Annotated in this window: 15 protein-coding genes; 5 read left to right on the forward strand and 10 right to left on the reverse strand. The window is 67.7% G+C overall.

Features of this window, described 5'->3' with window-relative positions:
• Nucleotides 1-8: 8 nt before the first annotated feature.
• The 3 genes from JQ639_RS13720 to JQ639_RS13730 form a co-directional block, all read right to left on the reverse strand.
• Nucleotides 9-1,409 carry an L-serine ammonia-lyase gene (locus JQ639_RS13720; protein WP_349644722.1) on the reverse strand — a complete coding sequence of 467 codons (1,401 nt, stop codon included), beginning with the start codon at nucleotides 1,407-1,409 and terminating at the stop codon, nucleotides 9-11.
• A 207-nt stretch (nucleotides 1,410-1,616) separates the two neighbouring features.
• The gene (locus JQ639_RS13725) at nucleotides 1,617-2,792 is read right to left on the reverse strand and encodes a M20 aminoacylase family protein (RefSeq protein WP_211967185.1); all 1,176 of its coding nucleotides are present in this window, start codon (nucleotides 2,790-2,792) and stop codon (nucleotides 1,617-1,619) included.
• 21 nt (nucleotides 2,793-2,813) lie between these two features.
• The gene (locus JQ639_RS13730; protein ID WP_211967184.1) at nucleotides 2,814-4,160 is read right to left on the reverse strand and encodes a DUF3100 domain-containing protein; all 1,347 of its coding nucleotides are present in this window, start codon (nucleotides 4,158-4,160) and stop codon (nucleotides 2,814-2,816) included.
• A gap of 181 nt (nucleotides 4,161-4,341) precedes the next feature.
• Here JQ639_RS13730 and JQ639_RS13735 point away from each other — a divergent pair, with 181 nt between their 5' ends.
• Both JQ639_RS13735 and JQ639_RS13740 read left to right on the forward strand, forming a co-directional pair.
• Nucleotides 4,342-5,283, forward strand: coding sequence for a LysR family transcriptional regulator (locus tag JQ639_RS13735; protein WP_211967183.1), 942 nt, complete (start codon nucleotides 4,342-4,344; stop codon nucleotides 5,281-5,283).
• Nucleotides 5,284-5,394: 111 nt separating this feature from the next.
• The gene (locus JQ639_RS13740; protein WP_211967182.1) at nucleotides 5,395-6,786 is read left to right on the forward strand and encodes a serine hydrolase; all 1,392 of its coding nucleotides are present in this window, start codon (nucleotides 5,395-5,397) and stop codon (nucleotides 6,784-6,786) included.
• Nucleotides 6,787-6,943: 157 nt separating this feature from the next.
• Here the strand turns inward: JQ639_RS13740 and JQ639_RS13745 are convergent, their stop codons facing one another.
• Complete coding sequence (locus JQ639_RS13745) at nucleotides 6,944-7,540, reverse strand: TetR/AcrR family transcriptional regulator (RefSeq protein ID WP_211967181.1); 597 nt, start codon at nucleotides 7,538-7,540, stop codon at nucleotides 6,944-6,946.
• 74 nt (nucleotides 7,541-7,614) lie between these two features.
• Between JQ639_RS13745 and JQ639_RS13750 the strand changes: the two genes are divergently transcribed.
• Entirely contained in the window at nucleotides 7,615-8,910 is a 1,296-nt protein-coding gene (locus tag JQ639_RS13750; protein WP_211967180.1) for an MFS transporter, read from the forward strand.
• Between the two features lie 62 nt (nucleotides 8,911-8,972).
• Here the strand turns inward: JQ639_RS13750 and JQ639_RS13755 are convergent, their stop codons facing one another.
• Entirely contained in the window at nucleotides 8,973-9,830 is an 858-nt protein-coding gene (locus JQ639_RS13755) for an SDR family oxidoreductase (RefSeq protein WP_211967179.1), read from the reverse strand.
• A gap of 200 nt (nucleotides 9,831-10,030) precedes the next feature.
• On the opposite strand from JQ639_RS13755, the gene JQ639_RS13760 reads away from it, so the two are divergent.
• Both JQ639_RS13760 and JQ639_RS13765 read left to right on the forward strand, forming a co-directional pair.
• Complete coding sequence (locus JQ639_RS13760; protein WP_211967178.1) at nucleotides 10,031-11,041, forward strand: molybdate ABC transporter substrate-binding protein; 1,011 nt, start codon at nucleotides 10,031-10,033, stop codon at nucleotides 11,039-11,041.
• 68 nt (nucleotides 11,042-11,109) lie between these two features.
• Entirely contained in the window at nucleotides 11,110-12,303 is a 1,194-nt protein-coding gene (locus tag JQ639_RS13765; protein WP_211967177.1) for an adenylate/guanylate cyclase domain-containing protein, read from the forward strand.
• A gap of 10 nt (nucleotides 12,304-12,313) precedes the next feature.
• Here JQ639_RS13765 and bluB read toward each other — a convergent pair whose 3' ends face one another.
• The 5 genes from bluB to ilvN all read right to left on the reverse strand — a co-directional run bounded on the left by bluB (nucleotide 12,314) and on the right by ilvN (nucleotide 16,654).
• Nucleotides 12,314-12,946: a 5,6-dimethylbenzimidazole synthase gene (bluB, locus tag JQ639_RS13770; RefSeq protein ID WP_211967269.1), complete on the reverse strand. Its 633-nt coding sequence runs from the start codon at nucleotides 12,944-12,946 to the stop codon at nucleotides 12,314-12,316.
• A gap of 211 nt (nucleotides 12,947-13,157) precedes the next feature.
• Nucleotides 13,158-13,667, reverse strand: coding sequence for a lysozyme inhibitor LprI family protein (locus tag JQ639_RS13775; RefSeq protein ID WP_211967176.1), 510 nt, complete (start codon nucleotides 13,665-13,667; stop codon nucleotides 13,158-13,160).
• 611 nt (nucleotides 13,668-14,278) lie between these two features.
• Complete coding sequence (gene ilvC / locus JQ639_RS13780; RefSeq protein WP_211967175.1) at nucleotides 14,279-15,298, reverse strand: ketol-acid reductoisomerase; 1,020 nt, start codon at nucleotides 15,296-15,298, stop codon at nucleotides 14,279-14,281.
• 177 nt (nucleotides 15,299-15,475) lie between these two features.
• A complete protein-coding gene (locus JQ639_RS13785; RefSeq protein WP_211967174.1) occupies nucleotides 15,476-16,078 on the reverse strand; it encodes a LysE family translocator in 603 nt (200 codons plus the stop codon).
• Nucleotides 16,079-16,111: 33 nt separating this feature from the next.
• On the reverse strand, nucleotides 16,112-16,654 hold the full coding sequence (gene ilvN / locus JQ639_RS13790) for an acetolactate synthase small subunit (RefSeq protein WP_211967173.1): 543 nt from the start codon (nucleotides 16,652-16,654) through the stop codon (nucleotides 16,112-16,114).
• Nucleotides 16,655-16,727 lie beyond the last annotated feature (73 nt).

The following is a 16,727-nucleotide window of genomic DNA, read 5'->3' on the forward strand; positions in this document are numbered from 1 at the left end:
GGGCGCGGTCAGCACTCCACGACGTTGACCGCAAGGCCGCCGAGCGACGTCTCCTTGTAGGTCGACTTCATATCTTCGCCGGTCTGCAGCATGGTGCGGATGACGGTGTCCAGCGACACATAGTGATGGCCGTCGCCGCGCAGCGCGAGGCGCGCGGCGTTGATCGCCTTGACCGCGCCCATGGCATTGCGCTCGATGCAGGGAATCTGCACGAGGCCGCCGACCGGATCGCAGGTCAGGCCAAGATTGTGCTCCATGCCGATCTCGGCGGCATTCTCGACCTGGGCGACGCTGCCGCCGAGCACCGCGGCGAGCGCGCCGGCCGCCATCGAGCAGGCCACCCCGACCTCGCCCTGGCAGCCAACCTCGGCGCCGGAGATCGAGGCGTTGGTCTTGTAGAGCACGCCGATCGCCGCCGCCGTCAGCAGGAAGTCGACGACCCCGTCGTCGGAAGCGTCCGGCACAAAGGTCTCGTAATAGTGCAGCACGGCGGGGATGATGCCGGCAGCGCCATTGGTCGGCGCGGTGACGACCCGCCCGCCCGCGGCGTTCTCCTCGTTGACCGCCATGGCGAAGGCGTTGACCCAGTCCATGGCCGCCAGCGGATCGACCGCCTCGGTGTTGCCGCCGCGCGACATCAGCTCGCGGTACAGCGCCGGCGCGCGGCGGCGCACGTTGAGCGCGCCGGGCAGCCGCGCCTCGGCATCGGCGTTGTCGAGACCGAAGCCGCGCCGCACGCAGGCCTGCATCACCCGCCAGATCCGCAGCAGGCGCTCGCGCACCTCCGCCTCGGAGCGCCAGACGCATTCGTTGGCCAGCATCACGCCGGCAATGCTGCGACCGCTCGCCCCGGCCTGCGCCAGCAGCTCGGCGCCACTGTGAAACGGATAGGGCCACACGGCGCCGCCCACCGACGCGGCAGCGGACGGCGCATCCGCGCCGGCCTCGATAACAAAGCCGCCGCCGACGGAGAAGTAGCAGCGCTCGCCGAGCCGCGCGCCATCGGCGGCGAATGCGGCAAGACGCAGGGCGTTGGGATGCTCCGGCAGCGTCTTGTCGCCGTTGAACACGATGTCGCGTGCGCGGTCGAACGCCACCGCATAGCGGCCGAGCAGCGCAAGCGTACCGCTCTGGCGGATATCGGCGAGATGCGTGCGCGCCACGGCAGGATCGACGGTGTCGGGCGCCTCGCCGCACAGGCCGAGGATGACGCCGATGTCGGTGGCATGGCCATGGCCGGTGAGCGCGAGCGAGCCGAACAGCTCGACCTCGATCCGCGTCGTGCGCGCCAGCAGGTCGTCGTCATCGAGCCGGCGCACGAACATCAGCGCCGCGCGCATCGGCCCGACGGTGTGCGAACTCGACGGGCCGACGCCGACCTTGAAGATGTCGAACGCGGACAGCATCACGCCCACCTGAACCCTCATCCTGAAGAGCCTGCGCAGCAGGCGTCTCGAAGGGTGAGGCCCGCACGTTCCGACTCATTGGCCCCGTGGTTCGAGACGCACGGCGTCGCCGCGCTCCTCACCATGAGGAGATGGGCCTCAATGGGCCCGATGAGGCTGGATGCGTGCATTCCAGCTCTCATATCCGAGTCCCATTTGCAGCGAACACACTCAACCCGCCGCGAGCGGGAGCTGCTGCTGCACCAGCGCGACCCAATAGGCCGCGCCCATCGGCAGGATGGCGTCGTTGAAGTCGTAATAGGGATTGTGCAGCGGCGGATCGTTTTTGCCTTCGCCCGCACCGATGCAGATGTAGGCGCCGGGGCGCTTCTGCAGCATGAACGAGAAATCCTCCGAGCCCATCGCCGGCTTGATATCGGTCTGCACCAGCGCCGACCCGACGAGGCTCGATGCCGCGGCGATCGCCGCGTCGGTCTCGGGCACGGTGTTGATGACGCCGGGATAGCGCCGCTGGTAATCGAGCGCGATGGTGGCGCCATGGATCTGCGCCATGCCGGCGCAGGTCTGGCGCATCGCCGCCTCGATCTCGTCCTGGATCTCGCCATCGAGGGTGCGCACGGTGCCGCGCAGCACTACCGTTTCCGGCACCACGTTCCAGGTGTCGCCGCCATGAATCTGGGTGACGCTGATCACGCCGGCATCCATCGCGCCGATACGGCGGCTGACGATCGCCTGCAGCGCGTTGACGAGCTGGGCCGAGACCACGACGGAATCGATGCCCTTCTCGGGCGTCGCCGCATGGCAGCCCTTGCCGGTGATGACGATCTCGAAGGTGTCGAAGAACGACATCATGATGCCGGACTTGATGGCGAACTTGCCGCGCGGGATCTGCGGAATGTTGTGCATGCCGTAGACGGCATCGGCTGGAAATTTGTCGAACAGCCCTTCCTCGACCATGCGGCGCCCGCCGCCCTCGTTCTCCTCCGCCGGCTGGAACACGAACTGCACGGTGCCGCGGAACGGCTTGTGGCGCACGAGATGCGCGGCCGCGCCGAGCAGCATCGCGGTGTGGCCGTCATGGCCGCAGGCGTGCATCTTGCCCGGGCGCTGCGACTTGTAGGCAGGATTTCCCAGTTCGTTGATGTCGAGCGCGTCGATGTCGGCGCGCAGCGCGATGCTCGGGCCATCGCCGTTCGTCAGCGAGGCGACGACGCCGGTGCCGGCGAGGCCGCGATGCGCCGCAAGGCCCATGTCGGTCAGCGCCTCGGCGATCACCTGCGCGGTGCGGTGCTCCTCGAACGCGGTCTCCGGATGGGCATGGATGTCGTGCCGCCACGCCACCATGCGGGCGCGGATGTCGGCGGCGATCTCGGGCTGGACGGACATCGATCGATCTCTCGGTTGGCTTCAGTGGAAGAGTTCGGCGACCAGCGTGGCGCCAAGGAATGTACCGGCGGCCGCGGTCAGCGACACGACGATGATGCGCCAGCCAAGCTGGCGGAAGATGGGCAGATCCTTCGCCACCGAGAAGCCGGCGAGCGCCAGCACCGGCGTGGTGAAGGTCAGGAAGTTGAGCTTGCCGGTGACTGCCGCCAGCGTATCGGCGAACGGCAGGAAGCCGGGAACGGCGAGGACGGTGGCGAACACCGACAGCACCAGCACCATCGGCAGCTTCGGCACCAGCCGCTTGACGAGATCGACGACCAGCGCGATCGCCACCACGATGGCCATGCCGAGCAGCGACTGAGCCACCGGCACCTTGTAGGTGAGCAGATTGCCGATGGTGACGCCGCCAGTCATGATCGCCCAGGCGATCAGGGTGTCGACGAACGACAGCTCCTTCGCCGCCATACCGCCGACGCTCGACAGCTCGACGCCTTCCGTCGCCTGACGCCGGGAGAAGCGGCCGAGCACCGGCTCGAGGCGGTCGTACAGCCACGAACAGGCGGGCAGCGACAGGAACAGCGTGAAGTAGAAGCCGGCGACCTGGGTCAGCAGGTTGGACGCCGCCGCGATCGCGGTGAGTTGCGGCGCGAGCGCAGCCGGCTGCTGGCCGTTGATGGCGCCGATCGCCGCGGCCATCATGCTCGCCGAGCCGACGCCTGCGCCCATCGCCAGCGAACGCGGATCGAAGATGTTGAGGCTGGTGACGAAGCCGGCGAGCAGCGCGATGAACAGCGCGCCGAGCACCGTGCCGGTGATGTATTCGGCGAGCACGCCGCGGCCTTCCGCCGAGGCCATGCCGTACTTCTCGCCGATGATCACGAGATTGCCTTCGCGGCCGATCGAGAACGTCGCACCGACGGCCTCGCGCTTGACGCCGAGCAGCAGCGCCAGCGGCAGGCCGAGCACCAGCGTGCCAAAGGTGTGACCGAATTCCTGGAACAGCAGCGCCCAGCCCGCTTCCTTGACCTGCGGCAGCGCGCCGCCGACCGTCAGGCCGAGCTTGACCACGAACAGCAGCAGGCCGACGTTGAGCAGATCGCCGGCGAACGCCTGCAGCCGTGAATCGACCCGGACCGGCGCCGGCAGCAGCCGCTGCGCCACGCCCCAGGCGGCGGCGATCAGCAGCGCCCACACCATGGGCTGCAGCAGCACCTTGCCTGGTCCGACCTGAAACTGGACGATGCCGATACTCTCGGCGATGGCGACGATCGCCATCACCACCAGGACAAGCTTGAGTTTGGCGACGCCCGACGACGCGAGAGGCGCGGGGACCGGTTCAGCGGTGGCGGCGGCAGTCGACGTCGTCATGGCGGCGCTCCAGGTGTCATGCTTGCGCGGCTGGCGCGCGGGATCAACTCTGGAACCCGACTTTCAGAGAAAAACCGCCTTGCATCAATGACAGCCACAGTGATTATCTGTTGCATTTCATGCAACGGTTATAATTCCGGGACGCGGACACGTCGCGGCCGCCGGCAACGAGGGTATCGGAATGGCGGTGGTGCTCAGCGACATGGACGACCGTCTCGACACCCGCCGCGTGCGCTACTTCATGCAGGTGCTGGAGAGCGGCTCGGTGCGCGGCGCTGCGGGCGCGCTCGGCATGGATCCCTCCGCGGTCAGCCGCGCGGTCAGCCTGCTGGAGCAGGAGTGCGGCACCGCGCTGATCGAGCGTCGCGGCCGCGGCATCGCGCCGACCGACGCCGGCGCCCTGCTCGCCACTTATCTGCGGCGCCAGCACAGCGAGAAGCAGAGCCTGCTGGCGCAGATGGACAGCATCCGAAAGATCGAGAGCGGCCACATCGACATCATGGCCGGCGAAGGCTATGTCGACACGCTGATGGAAGGCACGGTGTGCCGCTTCATGCGCGCGCATCCCAAGATCACCATCGGCCTCGACGTCGGCAGCACCAATCAGATCGTGCAGGGCCTGCTGGAGGAGCGCATCCACATCGGCCTGCTGTTCAAGCCGCCGAACGACGAGCGGCTGCGCTCGCACCATTCCCATCCGCAGCCGATCCAGACCTGGGTGCAGCGCAGTCACCCGCTGGCGCAGATCGGCCGGCCGCTGCGGCTGATGGACCTCCTGCCTTATCCCGGCGCCACCGTGCACCGCAGCTTCGGCGTGCGCCAGCACATCGAGGCCGCCGAGATCAGCGAGGGCGTTCGCCTCAACGTCGCGCTGACGACGGCGTCGTTCGACGCGGTGATGCATTTCGTCGCCGCCGGCCTCGGCTACGCGCTGGTGCCGCGGCTGACCATGGCCGCCGTCGAACCATCGCGCATCGTCGCCCTGCCAATGAAGAACGCCCTGCTCTATCGCGGCCGCAGCCACGTCCTGACGCTGCGTGGCCGCACGCTGCCGCCGGCGGCGCAGGACCTGCTGCGCCTGATCGTCAGCGACATGAAACCGCGCGCCGCTGCGGCGCGCTGACGCGGCCATCACTCGCGGCGGCGGCAAGGTTGGTGCAACGTAGTACTGCGAGGGTCCGCGCCGTCCGCTCAGCCGAGCCGTGACGTGCTTTGCCGTGGAGCCTGAACAGCCATGAAACGCTTGCTCGCAGGAGGACTGGTCCTGATGGCCGTGACCATGCCGGGAGTGTCGGCGTCGGGACCGTCGCTGCCGTCGGACGAGACCGTTCGCCGTCTGCTGATCGAGCGCATCGACACCCGGCAGCAGGGCGTCGGCATCGTCGTCGGCCTGATCGATGCGCAGGGCCGCCGCGTCGTCGCGCACGGCGTGTTCGACAAGGACAACGCGCGCCCGGTCGATGACCGCACCGTGTTCGAGATCGGCTCGATCACCAAGGTGTTCACCAGCCTGCTGCTCGCCGATATGGTCAAGCGCGGCGAGGTCGCCCTCGCCGACCCCGTGGCGAAGTATCTTCCCGACGGCGTCAGCGTGCCGCAGCACGACGGCCGCGCCATCACGCTGGCGGATCTCGCCACCCACACCTCGGCGCTGCCGCGCCTGCCGGAGAACATGGCGCCGGCCAGCCTGGACAATCCCTACGCCGACTACACGGTGGCGCAGCTTTACCAGTTCCTCGCGACCTACAAGCTGCCGCGCCCGATCGGCGCGCAGTTCGAATATTCCAACCTCGGCTACGGCCTGCTCGGCCACGCGCTGGCGCGGCGCCAGGGCACCGATTACAAGTCACTGGTGCGCGAGCGCATCCTGACGCCGCTCGGCATGAGCGACACCGCCATCACGCTGCCGGCCGATCTCGCCGCGCGCCTCGCGCCCGGGCATGACGCGGCGCTCAACAAGGTCTCCAACTGGGATCTGCCCGCGCTCGCCGGCGCCGGCGCGCTGCGCTCGACCGTCAACGACATGATGACGTTCCTGGAGATGGCGCTGGACCTCAAGGATTCGCCGCTGTCGTCCGCGCTCGCCGCATCGCTGCAGACGCGCCAGCCGAACAGTGCGCCGGGCGGCGCTGTCGCGCTCGGCTGGATGGTCACCCCGGGACATGACGAAGAGATCGTGTGGCACAATGGCGGCACCGGCGGCTATCAGTCCTTCATCGGCTTCCTGCCGAAGTCGAAGGTCGGCGTCGTCGTGCTGTCCAACGCTTCCACCAGCGCGGGTGTCGACGACATCGGCATGCACCTGCTCGATCCGCGGATTCCGCTGGCGCCGCCGCCGGCCAGGCACACCGTCGCCGAGGTCGATCCGGCGACCTTCGACGGCTACGCCGGGCGCTACCAGCTGGCGCCGCAATTCGTGCTCACGGTGACTCGTGAGGGCGACCGGCTGTACGCGCAGGCCACCGGCCAGCCGAAGGCCGAGATCCGGCCGGAGAGCCCGACGCGCTTCTTCTATCAGGTGGTCGAGGCCGAGATCACGTTCGAGACCGACAATCGCGGGCGGGCGACAAAGCTGACGTTGCACCAGAACGGCCGAGACATGCCGGCGCCGCGGCTGCCGGAGTGAACGGCGAAAACAAGGCGTGCGGCCTGGGAAAAAAGATCCCGGGCATCGCTTCGCTCACCCGCGCTCCGGCCCAACAGCCACTCAAGAACGAAGCCTGCACTGTCGACGCCTCGCCCGAACGCGCGCGGCGACATCCGGGAGGGCACGAGACAACCTCTCAGGCCGGCGGCACGAATGCTGCAATCAGCGCCTCGGCCACCTGCGGCGCCGACTGCGCCGGACCCGCGGGTGTCTGCTGGCCGGTGGTGTAGATGCCCTCGATCAGCAGCAGCAGGCCATCGCCGAGCACGTCAGGCTGGTTCGCGCCCATCGCCGCGGCGAGCTCGCGCAGGCGCTTGCGAAACGCGCGCTTGTGGTCGTCGGCGACCTGGCGGGCCGGATGCACGCGGTCGGGATACTCGATGGTGGCGTTGCTGAGACCGCAGCCGCGATAGCCATCCGCCACCGCGCGGCCCGACAGGATCCGGATGTAGGCCAGCACGTGCTCGCGCGGGTCGCTGTAGCTTTCGCCGCCTGGTTTCTCGAAATTGCCCCAGAACGTCTGGTCATAGTCGCGCAGGTAGGCTGCGGCGAGTTCGTCCTTGGACGAAAAGCTGCGGTACAGGCTCGGCTTGGTGACGCCGGCCTTCTGCACGATCTCGTCCACCCCGACCGCCCGGATGCCCTCGCGATAGAACAGCTCGCACGCCGAGGCGCGAATGCGGTCGGCGGCCTTCAGTCCGTCCTTGCGGGGTCCTTGCGAGATCTTGGTCATGCGATTCCAGCTCTTGACAATGTTACTTACCGGTACGTATCCTCGCCCATCTCCAATACGTACCGGTAAGTAACATGCAGACGCCCCCTGCTTCAAGCCCCTCGCCCTCCCACCGCCCGTTCGGCCAGCGCTATGCCTTCGTGGTGGTGGCCGTGATCTTCCTCGCCCTGCTCAGCGCCGCCGGTCTGCGCTCGACACCGGGCGTGCTGATGCTGCCGCTGCAGAAGTCGTTCGGCTGGAGCGTCGATGTCATCTCGGTCTCGGCCGCCGTCGGCATTTTCCTGTACGGCCTCGCCGGTCCGTTCGCCGCCGCGGTGATGCAGAGCATCGGCGTCCGCCGCACCGTGCTCGGCGCGCTGGCGCTGATGGCCCTCTCCACCGGCGCAAGCTATTTCATGACCGCGCCATGGCAGCTGTTCCTGACCTGGGGCCTGCTGTCCGGCATCGGATCGGGCGCGGTCGCCAACGTGCTCGGCGCCACCATCGTCAACCGCTGGTTCGTCACCAACCGCGGCCTGGTGATGGGCCTGCTCACGGCCAGCACCGCCACCGGTACCCTCATCTTCATGCCGCTGCTGGCGGCGCTGACCGAGCGCGGCGGCTGGCAACCGGTGGTGCTGACGGTGGCGGCGTGCTGCGCGGCGCTGATCCCGCTGGTGTACTTCTTCGTGCCGGAGCGCCCGGCGTCGATCGGCCAGCGCGCCTATGGCAGCGCCCATGACGACATCGTGCCGCCGCCGCCGGCGCAGAATCCGTTCAAGACCGCGATCGACAACCTGCTGCGCGCCGCAAAGACCCGCACGTTCTGGTTCCTGTTCGGCACGTTCTTCATCTGCGGCTTCACCACCAATGGCCTTGTCGGCACCCACCTCATCGCGTTCTGCGGCGACTACGGCATCGCCGAGGTGCAGGCCGCCAGCCTTCTGGCGATGATGGGCGTGTTCGACCTGTTCGGCACCACGCTGTCAGGCTGGCTCACCGACCGCTTCGATCCGCGCAAGCTGCTGTTCTTCTATTACGGGCTGCGCGGCCTGTCGCTGATCTACCTGCCGTACTCGAACTTCTCGCTCACCAGCCTGACGGTGTTCGCGGTGTTCTACGGCCTCGACTGGATCGCCACGGTGCCGCCGACGGTGCGCATCGCCAACGACGCCTTCGGCGACCGCAACGCGCCGCTGATCTTCGGCTGGGTGGTCGCCGGCCATCAGCTCGGCGCGGCCTCGGCGGCGTTCTTCGCCGGCGCGGTGCGGACGGCGCAAGGCAGCTACCTGCAGGCCTTCGTCATCGCCGGCGTCACCGGCATCGTCGCGGCGCTGCTGTCGCTGATGATCGGCCGCAAGCGCACCGAACCGAGCTTCGCACTGACCTGACCGCGCCCAACAGGCTCCTCGACACACGCCACGTCCCCATGGACGTGGCGTTTTCTTTTGGCTCAGCCGTTGCGAGGCGGTAACAGCCCGAGCCGCTTCGCCACCATGCGATCGACGAGGCGCTTGGGCAGCAGGCTGCCGATCAGCAATTGCAGCGGCTCGGGCGAGACCGCGTAGCGCACCCGGGGCCGTGGCGTGGTGAGCACACGATGCACCAGCGCGCCGATCTGCTCCGGCGGCAGACCGTCCTTCGCCAGCGTCAGCATGTAGCCCCGCAGCCGCTCCAGCGCCGGCAGGAACGGCGACGCCCTGAAGCGCGCGATGTCGATCTCCTCGGCCTTGTCCCAGATCGGGGTTTTCACCGCGCCGGGGCCGATCAGCACGACATCGATGCCGAACAGCATGAACTCGCGGCGCAGGCTTTCGGACAGGCCTTCGAGGGCGAATTTCGACGCGCTGTAGGGCGACAGCAGCGGATTGCCATGCTGGCCCGCCACCGATCCGATCATCACGATGCGCCCGGGCGCCCCCTTCAGGGATCGATCGGCGCCGAGCAGCGGCGCGAACGCCTTGGTCGCGATCACCACGCCGATGACATTGACGTCCATCTGCCGGCGAAACTCATCGACGGTGAGATCGAGCAGTGGCCCGGACACCGCGATGCCGGCGTTGTTGACCAGCCCGGCGAGCGTCTCGCCGCCAAGCGCCTCGCGCACGGTCTGCGCGCCTGCCAGCACCGCCGCCTCGTCGGTGACGTCGAACACCAGAGGCACGAAGGTGGCGCCGAGCTCGCGCTGCAGCCGCTCGCCATCATCAGCCTTGCGCACGCTGCCGAACACACGAAAGCCGCTGTCGACCAGCGCTTTCGCAGCCGCAAAGCCGATGCCGGTGGATGTCCCGGTGATGACGACGGATCTCAAGATCGCGCTCCTCGTTGGCCGGTGTCGTGCGGACCATGGCCATAACGCTGTGGACCGGAAAGATTGCGCGACCATGACAGACATTCCCGGCCATGGCCAACGCCATGCGTGCGCCCACACGGTATTGCCGCATGGCTTGCGACGACATGCCCGCCGCCCTACCCTGATCGCGCATCCCACGCCCCACCCGGGAATTTGCGATGTCCGTGACGTTGACAAGAATCGCCCTGCTGCTGGCCGTGATCGTCGCGGCGACGCCGGCCTGCGCCGAACCGCCGGCGCCCTCCAGCGCCGCGGCATCCGCCGCCACGCCCCTTGTCGCGATCCCCAGCCATCACGACACCGACATCAAGTTCTACGCACCCGGCAGCGCCGTCAGCACCGGCCTGCCCGCGCTGGCGCAAATGTCGCACGCCGACCTCGTGCTGTGGCTGGCGGGCAACCAGTTCTTTGCCATGGACGACGTCATCGCCGCGTTCCAGAAGCAGAGCCCGACCACCACCGTCGCGCTGCTGACCCTGCCGCCGGGCCTGCTGCTGCAGGCGATCAAGGCCAGCGGCGTGACCTATGACGGCGACAGCGTGCGCATCCGCCCCGACATCTACGCCTCGGTCAATCTCGGCCATCTGCACGAGCTCAAGCGCGCCGGGCTGATGAGCCAGTCGCTGATCTACATGCACAACGAGTTGCAGATCATCGTGGCACGCGGCAATCCGAAGACCATCGCCGGCATCGGCGATCTGACGCGCCCCGGCGTTCGCATTTCGCTGCCCAATCCGGTCAACGAAGGCATCATGCAGTTCTACCTGCGCAAGGTGCTGGAACGGCACGGCCTGTGGCAGGCGATTTCCGGTGACAAGGACTGCATCGCCTGTGAGCCGGTGCCCAACACCTGGTTCACCGCGGTGCATCACCGCGAGACGCCGCAGCGGATCGTCGCCGGCCAGTCCGACGCCGGCGTGGTGTGGCGCACCGAGGTGCTGCAGGCGCTGCGCAGTGGCGCTGCGGTCGAGGCCGTCGACCTGCCGGCCGAGGACAGCCTGCGCGACGAGGTGTCCTATGCCATTGGCCGGCTCGACGACACCCCGCACGCCGCCGCCGCAACGGCGTGGCTTGCCTTCATCGGTTCCCGCGCCGCGCAGGATATCTACCGCAGTTACGGCTTCGTCGGCGCCAGCGACACGGAGCTGACACCGAAGCCGCTGGACTGACACCGCGAAGGGTTCCCGCCGCGGCGCGAAACGGCTGCCGAGGCCACCGTTTCCCGCTATGATCGGGCATGGATGATGAAATCGCCGCCCGCGTCTACAGCGATCCTCTCGCCCGCTGGTTCGTGACAGAGGCCTACCGGATCACCGACACCCTCGCGCTGATCGCGGCGACGGGACAGCAGATCATCGACGCCGGCATTCCGCTGTGGCGCCTCGCCTACTTCCAGTTCACGCTGCATCCGGAGATCGCCGGCAAGGCCTACACCTGGCGGCGCGGCGGCGAGGCCGAGGTCGGCGAAGCCCCGCACGGGCTGCGCCAGGAAGCGCGTTTTCTCGAAAGCCCGCTGTTCACCGTGTTCGACGAGCGTCGCACCGTGCGGGTGCGTCTCGAGGACGACGAGCCGACCGCGCCGGTGCTGCGCGAGCTCAAACAGGACGGCGCCACCGACTACGTCGCCGAGCCGCTGCTGTTCTCGACCGGGCACATCGACGCCCTCAGCCTGATGACCGACGTATCTGGCGGTTTCTCGCGCCGCGACCTCGACCGGCTGTATCAGCTGAAGTTCGCGTTCACGCGCATCGTCGAGGTTCACTCGCTGCGCGACACCGCCGTCCACCTGCTCGATGCCTATGTCGGCCGCGAGGCCGGCCAGCGCATTCTCGCCGGCGACGTCCGGCGCGGCGGCGGCCAGGCCATCGAGGCCGTGATCTGGTATTGCGACCTGCGCGGCTTCACCACGCTGTCAGACCGCTTGCCGCGCGACGCCGTGATCGCGCTGCTCAACGCCTATTTCGGCGCGATGGGCGGTGCGGTCACCGCCGCGGGCGGCGAGATCCTCAAGTTCATGGGCGATGCGATGCTGGCGATCTTTCCCATCGCCGGCGCCACGGCCCGCGCCGATGCGGTGACGCAGGCGGTGCGGGCGGCGATCGCCGCCGAGGACGCGATCACCGCGCTCAACACACAGCGCGATGCCGCCGGCGAACCGCAGGTCCGCTTCGGGCTCGCCCTGCATCTCGGTGAAGTGCTGTTCGGCAACATCGGTGCCAGCGCCCGGCTCGACTTCACGGTGATCGGCCCAGCGGTCAACCATGCCGCGCGGCTGGAAAAGCTCTGCGCCGTACTCGACCGCCCGGTGGTGGTGTCGGACGCGATCGCCGCGCTGCTGCCGCACGATCGCACCGTGCCGCTCGGCCGCCATCCCCTGAAAGGCATCGCCGCACCGCAGGCGGTGTACGCCCTGCGGTGCGCCACCATCTGAACCCGCCGCGTCAGCGCTGCAGCAGCACCGTGTCCGGCGCGCGGCGGCTCTCCCAGCCCTCGCGCTCCAGCACCGGGACGTCGTCGCAATGCTGCGGATAGCCGAGGCAGAAATAGCCGATGAAGGTCCAGCCCGCGGGCACCGCGAGCGCTGCTTCCACTGCGGCCGGATCGAGGATCGATACCCAGCCGAGACCAATGCCTTCGGCGCGCGCGGCGAGCCACAGCGTGTGCACCGCCATCACCGCGGAGTACTCGATGGTCGCGGGCATGGTCAGGCGGCCGAGGCCATGGCCCTGTGCGGTCGCACGGTCGGCGAACACCGCAAACTGGCAGGGTGCATCGTCGAGACCTGCGAGCTTGAGCCGCGCATAGAGCGCCGCGCGCTCACCGGCCTGGCACTGCAACGCCGCGGCATTGCAGGCCTCGAAGTTGTCGCGGATCGCCCGGCGGCGCGCGGAATCGTCGACCTGCACGAACCGCCAGGGCTGGCTGAGCCCGACCGACGGCGCAAGGCACGCAAGGCCGATCAGGCGCGCAAGGGTGCCTTTGGGCAACGCCTCACGGCGGAAGTGGCGGACGTCGCGCCGCCACACCAGCAGATCGAGCAGATGCCGGCGGAACGTCGCGTCGAAGGCCGGCACAGCGGGCGATGGCGTTTCCATGGTCCAGATGTATGGCAATTTCGCCGATTCCGCATCAGCATCGTGATCAACCAGGATGGCCGTGCGCACGTTCCCACCGGCTCAACACGGGTGGAACTCGCCGAGCAGTTGCACCCAGACCGCGGCGAACGCCGCGAGCCCGAGAAAGCCCAGCACGGCGGACAGGCGCAGCCCGCCATCGGCTGCATGGCTATTGCCGCGGCAGATCGTCGACGAAGAGACGCAGGAAGATCGCCCGTCGTCCCGTCTCGCGGTTGAGACAGTTGGCGATCATCGGATTGGCCATCGTGCCCTGGAAGAAATCGTAGAGGAAGTCGCAGCTCTTCTTGCGGCTGTCGAGCCAGGCGCGCTGCATCGCGCGCAGCTTGACCTGCTGGTCCGCATCGAGGCCCTTGAGCAGCGCCTGATAGGCTTCGTTCAGCAGCCGATCCCACTGCGCCTGCTCGCCATCCAGGCAGGCGATGACTTCGGAATCCCGCCGGGCGCCCTCGTCGGGCCCGATGCAGGCGTCCGCGACTTTGCCGATGCAGGTCTCCAGCGCCTTGGTGCCGCGACCGGCCGACGCCAGGCATGCCTCGACCGATCGCTTGTCGTCAGATCTTTTGGCGCGATCCGGCTCGGCTGCTGACGCCATCGGGCCCAGCGCCAGCGTCAGTGCGGCGACGAGCAAGCCGGCGGCGATCGACCATCTCCCAGTCATGGATGCAAAACCTCTCACGCGAATGCCTTGCGCGTCTGAGAGCTTCGTCGGACGGGGCAGAGGCCGGGTTCAAATACCTGCTTCGGCGCGCACCGTTCGTCGGTCAGGCGACGGCTTCTCCCTCATGGTTCGACCAGATGACGACCTCCCTCCTCATGGTGAGGAGCGGCCGCGTCTCGAACCATGAGGCTACAGAACGACGGCATCGGCCTTCATCCTTCGAGACGGCGGCTGCGCCGCCTCGTCAGGATGAGGAGCAAGGTTTGCAATGACGCAGCAGGTCGCCCGGACGAGCGCCGCAATATCCGGGCTGCAAACCTGTCGGTTACGTTTCGAAAATCGCCCCACCCAATGCGTCATTGCCGGACTTGCTCCGGCAATCCAGCTTCCTCGCAACAGAACATGAGCTGCCTAAGCTGGATCACCGGGTCTCGACGCGGAGCCTGTCATCCGGCCGCGCCTCGCGCGGACCCGTCGGCGTCCGACCGGTGATGACGCTGGAAATGTGGAAACTCATCGGATCACATCCCCCACAAACGACAATGGCCGGAGCGGAGCTCCGGCCATTGCGTAGCGAGATCGCATTGCGCGTCCCGCAAAATCAAACGAGCTCAGTTCTTCGACTTGTCGACGAGGGCACCCTTCTTGATCCACGGCATCATGTCGCGGAGCTTGGCGCCGACTTCCTCGATCTGGTGCTGGCTGAGCTTGGCGCGGGTCGCCTTGAACGAGGTCTGGTTGACCTTGTTCTCGAGCATCCAGTTGCGGGTGAAGATGCCGTTCTGGATGTCGGCGAGGACGCGCTTCATCTCCGCCTTGGTCTCCGGCGTCACGATGCGCGGGCCGGTGACGTACTCGCCGTACTCGGCGGTGTTGGAGATCGAGTAGTTCATGTTGGCGATGCCGCCTTCATAGATCAGGTCGACGATCAGCTTCACTTCGTGCAGGCACTCGAAGTACGCCATCTCCGGCGCGTAGCCGGCTTCCACCAGCGTCTCGAAGCCGCCCTTGATCAGCTCGACGAGGCCGCCGCAGAGCACGACCTGCTCGCCGAACAGATCGGTCTCGCACTCTTCGCGGAACGAGGTCTCGATGATGCCGGCGCGGCCGCCGCCGATGGCGGAGGCGTACGACAGGCCGAGGTCATGGGCGTTGCCCGACGCGTCCTTGTGGATCGCAATCAGGCAGGGCACGCCGCCGCCGCGCTGATACTCGGAGCGCACGGTGTGGCCCGGGCCCTTCGGCGCGACCATCAGCACGTCGAGGTCGGCGCGCGGTTCGATCAGGTTGAAGTGGACGTTGAGGCCATGGGCGAACAGCAGCGCCGCGCCGTTCTTCATGTTGTCGTGCAGGTGGTCGCGGTAGATGTCGGCCTGCAGCTCGTCCGGGGTCAGCATCATGATGACGTCCGCCCACTTGGCGGCCTCGGCGACCTCGAGCACCTTGAAGCCGGCAGCCTCGGCCTTCTTGGCCGACGCGGAACCCTTGCGCAGCGCGATCGCGACTTCCTTGACGCCGGAGTCCTTGAGGTTGAGCGCGTGGGCGTGGCCCTGGCTGCCATAGCCGACGACAGCGACCTTCTTGCCCTTGATCAGGTTCAGGTCGGCGTCACGATCGTAGTAAACACGCATGGTCGTTCCTCTTCGTCTGGGGGGCCTGATTGCCCGGTCACCAGAAAGTGGGGTGGGTCAGGCCGTCCATCGGGGCGGGCCCGGTCGAATTGCCGCCGTTGTGTAGGGCGGCGAGCCGGTCCAGACAAGCCCGAAAGCCCCTCCAGACCGGTAGTTTCTGCATAACTAGAAGCGACATCATGCCTCCGTCAGCACGGGATACAGCGAGGCCAGCAGCAGCAGCGCCATCGCGACATTGAAAACGCGCACCGCGCGCGGCGAGGTCACGATCGGCTTCAGCCAGGTGCCGAACAGCGCCCAGGCCATCGACGAGGAGAACCCCAGCACCAGCAGCAGCGCTGTCAGGATCACGATGTTCCAGGGATAGCTCGCAACTGCAGCATAGGCCGTGATCGTACCGATGGCGACGACCCAGCCCTTGACGTTGATCCACTGGAACAGGGCGGCGCCGAAGAACGACAGCGGCCGGCCCTCGGCGGCCCGCTCGGCATCCGCCGGGCCGGACAGCGCGATCGCCACCGCGAGATACACCAGATAGGCGCAGCCGGCGTATTTCAGCACGGTCTGCAGCACCGGCCAGGCCTCGAACACAGCGCCAAGACCGAAGCCGATGACCCCGACCAGGAACGCATAGCCGATGGCCACCCCCGCAACATGGGGCAGCGTGCGACGGAAGCCGAAGTTCAGCCCCGAGGTCATCAGCATCACGTTGTTCGGCCCCGGGGTGTACAACGCCACCACGGCGAACACGATGAAGGCGACGAGGATGTGTTGCGACATCACGCTCGTTCCGTCGTTGCGGCGAGCCGCCCGTTACATGCTCTCGGGGCCGCGCACGATGGCGACGACGCCGGTGCGCGCGACCTCGACGAGGCCGAGCGGCTTCATCAGGTCGATGAACTGGTCGATCTTGGCGGTCGAGCCGGTGATCTCGAACACGAAGCTCTCGGTCGAGGCATCGATGACGCGGGCGCGGAACGCTTCCGCCAGCCGCAGCGATTCCACCCGGTGTTCGCCGGTGCCGCGGACCTTGACCATGGCGAGCTCGCGCTCGATGGCGTTGCCGGCCAGCGTCATGTCGACGACGCTGTAGACCGGGATCATGCGGTCGAGCTGGTGCTTGATCTGCTGGATCACCTGCGGCGTGCCGGTGGTGACGATGGTGATGCGCGAGACGTGCTTGTGGTGCTCGGTCTCCGACACGGTGAGACTGTCGATGTTGTAGCCGCGGCCGGAGAACAGGCCGATGACGCGCGCCAGCACGCCGGGCTCGTTGGCGACGAGCACCGACAGCGTGTGGGTCTCGTTCGGGTCCTTGCGGTCATCGAGGAAGTAGGCGGAGGCAGGCTGGGTCATGGCGGTGCTCTTAAAAGGTCAACAACTGCAATTGGGATCGCTCGCCGCGCTCCACTCCCCGCGTCATTGCCGG

The sequence above is a fragment of the Bradyrhizobium sp. U87765 SZCCT0048 genome (assembly GCF_018131225.1).
In the GTDB taxonomy this organism is placed as follows: Bacteria; Pseudomonadota; Alphaproteobacteria; order Rhizobiales; family Xanthobacteraceae; genus Bradyrhizobium_A.

What these genes read in the sequence shown, in the direction of transcription:
- JQ639_RS13730 (WP_211967184.1), bottom strand. Translation starts at nt 4,160, where the DNA reads ATGACGACGTCGACTGCCGCCGCCACCGCTGAACCGGTCCCCGCGCCT.
- JQ639_RS13735 (WP_211967183.1), top strand. Translation starts at nt 4,342, where the DNA reads ATGGCGGTGGTGCTCAGCGACATGGACGACCGTCTCGACACCCGCCGC.
- JQ639_RS13765 (WP_211967177.1), top strand. Translation starts at nt 11,110, where the DNA reads ATGGATGATGAAATCGCCGCCCGCGTCTACAGCGATCCTCTCGCCCGC.
- JQ639_RS13760 (WP_211967178.1), top strand. Translation starts at nt 10,031, where the DNA reads ATGTCCGTGACGTTGACAAGAATCGCCCTGCTGCTGGCCGTGATCGTC.
- ilvN (WP_211967173.1), bottom strand. Translation starts at nt 16,654, where the DNA reads ATGACCCAGCCTGCCTCCGCCTACTTCCTCGATGACCGCAAGGACCCG.
- JQ639_RS13740 (WP_211967182.1), top strand. Translation starts at nt 5,395, where the DNA reads ATGAAACGCTTGCTCGCAGGAGGACTGGTCCTGATGGCCGTGACCATG.
- JQ639_RS13725 (WP_211967185.1), bottom strand. Translation starts at nt 2,792, where the DNA reads ATGTCCGTCCAGCCCGAGATCGCCGCCGACATCCGCGCCCGCATGGTG.
- JQ639_RS13785 (WP_211967174.1), bottom strand. Translation starts at nt 16,078, where the DNA reads ATGTCGCAACACATCCTCGTCGCCTTCATCGTGTTCGCCGTGGTGGCG.
- JQ639_RS13750 (WP_211967180.1), top strand. Translation starts at nt 7,615, where the DNA reads ATGCAGACGCCCCCTGCTTCAAGCCCCTCGCCCTCCCACCGCCCGTTC.
- ilvC (WP_211967175.1), bottom strand. Translation starts at nt 15,298, where the DNA reads ATGCGTGTTTACTACGATCGTGACGCCGACCTGAACCTGATCAAGGGC.
- JQ639_RS13745 (WP_211967181.1), bottom strand. Translation starts at nt 7,540, where the DNA reads ATGACCAAGATCTCGCAAGGACCCCGCAAGGACGGACTGAAGGCCGCC.
- JQ639_RS13775 (WP_211967176.1), bottom strand. Translation starts at nt 13,667, where the DNA reads ATGACTGGGAGATGGTCGATCGCCGCCGGCTTGCTCGTCGCCGCACTG.